Source organism: Francisella sp. SYW-2, assembly GCF_008711475.1.
Taxonomy (GTDB): Bacteria; Pseudomonadota; Gammaproteobacteria; order Francisellales; family Francisellaceae; genus Francisella; species Francisella salimarina.
The window spans coordinates 1-3231 of the sequence record NZ_VXKO01000054.1 but is presented as its reverse complement, the minus strand read 5'-3'; the positions used below and the strand labels follow the sequence as shown (position 1 = coordinate 3231).

The following is a 3231-nucleotide window of genomic DNA, read 5'->3' as shown; positions in this document are numbered from 1 at the left end:
GACTAGACATGATTGTAAATGCTATTCAAAAAATTGGATTTTATAGCAATGATTTCTCCTTGTGTCTCAAAATATTCAATAAAACTACTAAGGAACTTAAAATATGAAAAAATTATCGTGTACAGAGCTAAAAATCAAAACCAAATAGACTTTTATCATACTAATTACTACAATATAGCTTTTAGTGATTTAGCTGTAAAATATGTTGAAAACAATAGAATCATTCTTTGATCTAAAAACAAATAACACCTCAATAAAAAAAGAATTCCTAGCAGCATTAGCTTCCTTTCTAGCGATTTCTTATATCATCGTAGTAAATCCAAAAATACTAGCTGCTGCTGGTATGCCTAGCAATGCTTTGGTAACAAGCACAATCTTAGTATCTGCTTTTGGTAGCATAATTATGGGATTATTTACACGCAATCCTTTTGTAGTAGCTCCTGGTATGGGAATGAATATTTTCTTCTCATATACTGCTGTATCAGTGTATCACTTACCATGGCAAACCGTATTAGGTGCAACATTTTGGTCAGGAATAATATTTAGCTTATTAGTAATTTTAAATATTCGTACAAAAATTATGCTAAGTCTCCCTAAGTCAATCAAGCAATCCCTAGGAGCTGGCATCGGACTCTTTATTGCTTATATCGGCTTTATAAATAGTGGCTTTATTACTTCTAATGAAGGCTTATTAAGTTTAAATAGCATCAATCCACATACCATATTATTTATGGTCTGTTTAATATTATTAGTAATACTTTTCATAAAAAAAATTCCTGCCCCAATTATCATAGTAATCATAATAGGCTATATATTCTCTATACCTTTAGAGCATTTTTCTCATGAAAAAATAATAGCTCTACCAACCACTACAATAAGTGCTCCTGATTTCTCTTTGATAGGTCAAATAGATTTCACAAATGGCTTAAAATTTGCTATTTTACCAACAATATTCACGTTCTGCTTCTTAAGTCTTTTTGATGGTACTGGAACCATATCAAGTTTATATGGAAGTATGCAAAAAAAGCATAATCACAGAGATAAAGAACTAAAGAAAACCTTCCTTGCTGATGCTACAAGCGCTACAGTATCTGGCATACTAGGCTCTAGTCCATCTACAGTTGTTGTAGAATCTGGTGTAGGTATTGCTCAAGGAGCTCGCTCTGGTCTTACAGCTATCTTTGCAGGTTTAATGTTTTTACCATTTTTATTCCTATCACCATTAATTAGCTCTATCCCAATAGAAGTCATTTCTCCAGCATTAATACTAATAGGTATAATGATGATGCAACAAGTAGCAAATGTTAATTGGAGCGACTTTGTTCAAGCTACACCGGCATTTTTCACCATAATAATGATGACTCTTGCATCATCAATATCAACAGGTATTGCTACGGGTATTTTAGTTTGGTTCTTAATATCTGTTTTTTGCAATAGAAAAGAGCTAAATATTACTGCCGGGATTATTACAATTTTCTGTGCAATCATGTTTCTTCATGCCGTTAATTTATTCTAAATGCACATCTACTTAAAGAACTAAAGCATCGCCATTTTTTTAATAAAAAATTAACTGTTTAGTATTTACTAATAAATATTCATTTAGCATAATTAAAATGATAGCAATTAATTTGTATCAATTTAATTTTAATAACTGTTAGGAGAATATAACCAATGACTATAAAAAAATTATCAGGAATATTATTTACTTCTGTTGTATGCGTAAGTTTACTTGCTTCATGCGGTCCAAATAAAAAAGAGCGCGCGCTAGAAGATCTTGAGCAACAACAAAGCCAATTAAACGAACAGGCTAAACAAGATCAACTACAAGCTAATACACTAACAACTGATGCTGGAAATCTTGATAAAGAAGCTAAGGCTGATACTTCTAAGTCTCAGTATGACAAAGATCAGGCAAGTGTTCTAGATGCTGAAGCTCAACAAAATCTCTCAAAAGCAGCTAGTCTGGATGCACAAATTGAGAAAGCAAAATCTGACGCAACGGAATAAAACATCTCAAATTTTAAATTATTCTAACCCCACTTTTCTTCGTATTCTTTTTTATTCCAGCCAGTTCTAGCATAGCTGCCATCTACAACTAGAGGTCTTTTAAATAATAAGGCATCGGTAACTAAAAGCTCAAATGCTTCTTGCTCCGACAAACTACCAAATTTTTCTTTAAGGCCCATTTCCGTAAAAAGCTTACCTTTAGAGTTGAATAGGTCTATTACCTGAAAATTACCAATTTGTTTTATCTCTTTCATTTCTTGCCAAGTAGGTTTTTTTTGTCTGAGATTTATATATTCAACTTTCTTACCCTTTTCTTCAAAAAACTTGAGGGCATTTCTAACACTTGTACAATTATTTATCCCAAATACCTTTATCATATTATTCTCCTTCTTAAACTAATAAAAGAAACCTTTGATTCCATCAAAAATCATTTCTACCGAAATAGCAACTAGCATCAAACCCATAACCTTTGAAATAACATCTATAGCATGCTCTCCTAAAAATGCAGATATCTTAGGAAGATACCTAAAAAACAACCATAATATAATTGCTACAAATACTAAGCATATATTACCGATAATTTTTGCTTGAAGTGTAATAAAGTACTTATGAGACTCTGTAATTACCGTTGCTATTGTCCCAGGTCCTGCCAATAAAGGTATAGCCAAAGGCACAACTGCCAAATCTCTAGCAGAAACAGCTTTTACATTAGCATTTGACCCGGACTGTGTTAATACTCCCAAAATTCTCAAGCCAAAAAACAAGACAATTACTCCACCACCAGCACGAAAAGCATCTTGATTAATACCAAAAACTGACAATATATCATCACCGAACCACACCATCATACTAAGTATCGCCAAAAATGCTAATATCATCATAGAGACAATTGCATTTTTTTCTTTTCGATCTGATTGTTTTACAGTATCAAGATATACTCCAGCTAATGAAAATGGATTAATTATCGCAAATAAACTAATAATAAACTTTAAAATAATCGCTATTTTGACTCCTAAAATCACAATATAAAAATTCAATTTATAAAACGTTACACAAATACTATTTACCTAGAAACTAAATGTAAACCCACAATCAAAAATTTTCTCTGTACACGATAAAAAATATTGAAAGGACTGATTAAAGCCTTATATATTCATTATTTGCGAAAGATGAAAAAGTACTTTAATCAGCTAAGAGGAAGTCTATCTGAAATATTCAATTGGC

Annotated in this window: 4 protein-coding genes; 2 read left to right on the top strand and 2 right to left on the bottom strand. The window is 31.7% G+C overall.

The window, feature by feature from the left end:
- Positions 1-202: 202 nt before the first annotated feature.
- Positions 203-1516 carry an NCS2 family permease gene (locus tag F3D57_RS10075; protein ID WP_150466155.1) on the top strand — a complete coding sequence of 438 codons (1314 nt, stop codon included), beginning with the start codon at positions 203-205 and terminating at the stop codon, positions 1514-1516.
- A gap of 155 nt (positions 1517-1671) precedes the next feature.
- Positions 1672-2007, top strand: a complete 336-nt coding sequence (locus tag F3D57_RS10070) for a hypothetical protein (protein ID WP_150466154.1) — start codon at positions 1672-1674, stop codon at positions 2005-2007.
- 23 nt (positions 2008-2030) lie between these two features.
- Here F3D57_RS10070 and F3D57_RS10065 read toward each other — a convergent pair whose 3' ends face one another.
- A complete protein-coding gene (locus tag F3D57_RS10065) occupies positions 2031-2384 on the bottom strand; it encodes an arsenate reductase family protein (RefSeq protein ID WP_013922145.1) in 354 nt (117 codons plus the stop codon).
- A gap of 18 nt (positions 2385-2402) precedes the next feature.
- Positions 2403-3044 (bottom strand): MarC family protein, encoded by a 642-nt coding sequence (locus F3D57_RS10060; protein WP_224728185.1) that lies wholly within the window; start codon positions 3042-3044, stop codon positions 2403-2405.
- Positions 3045-3231 lie beyond the last annotated feature (187 nt).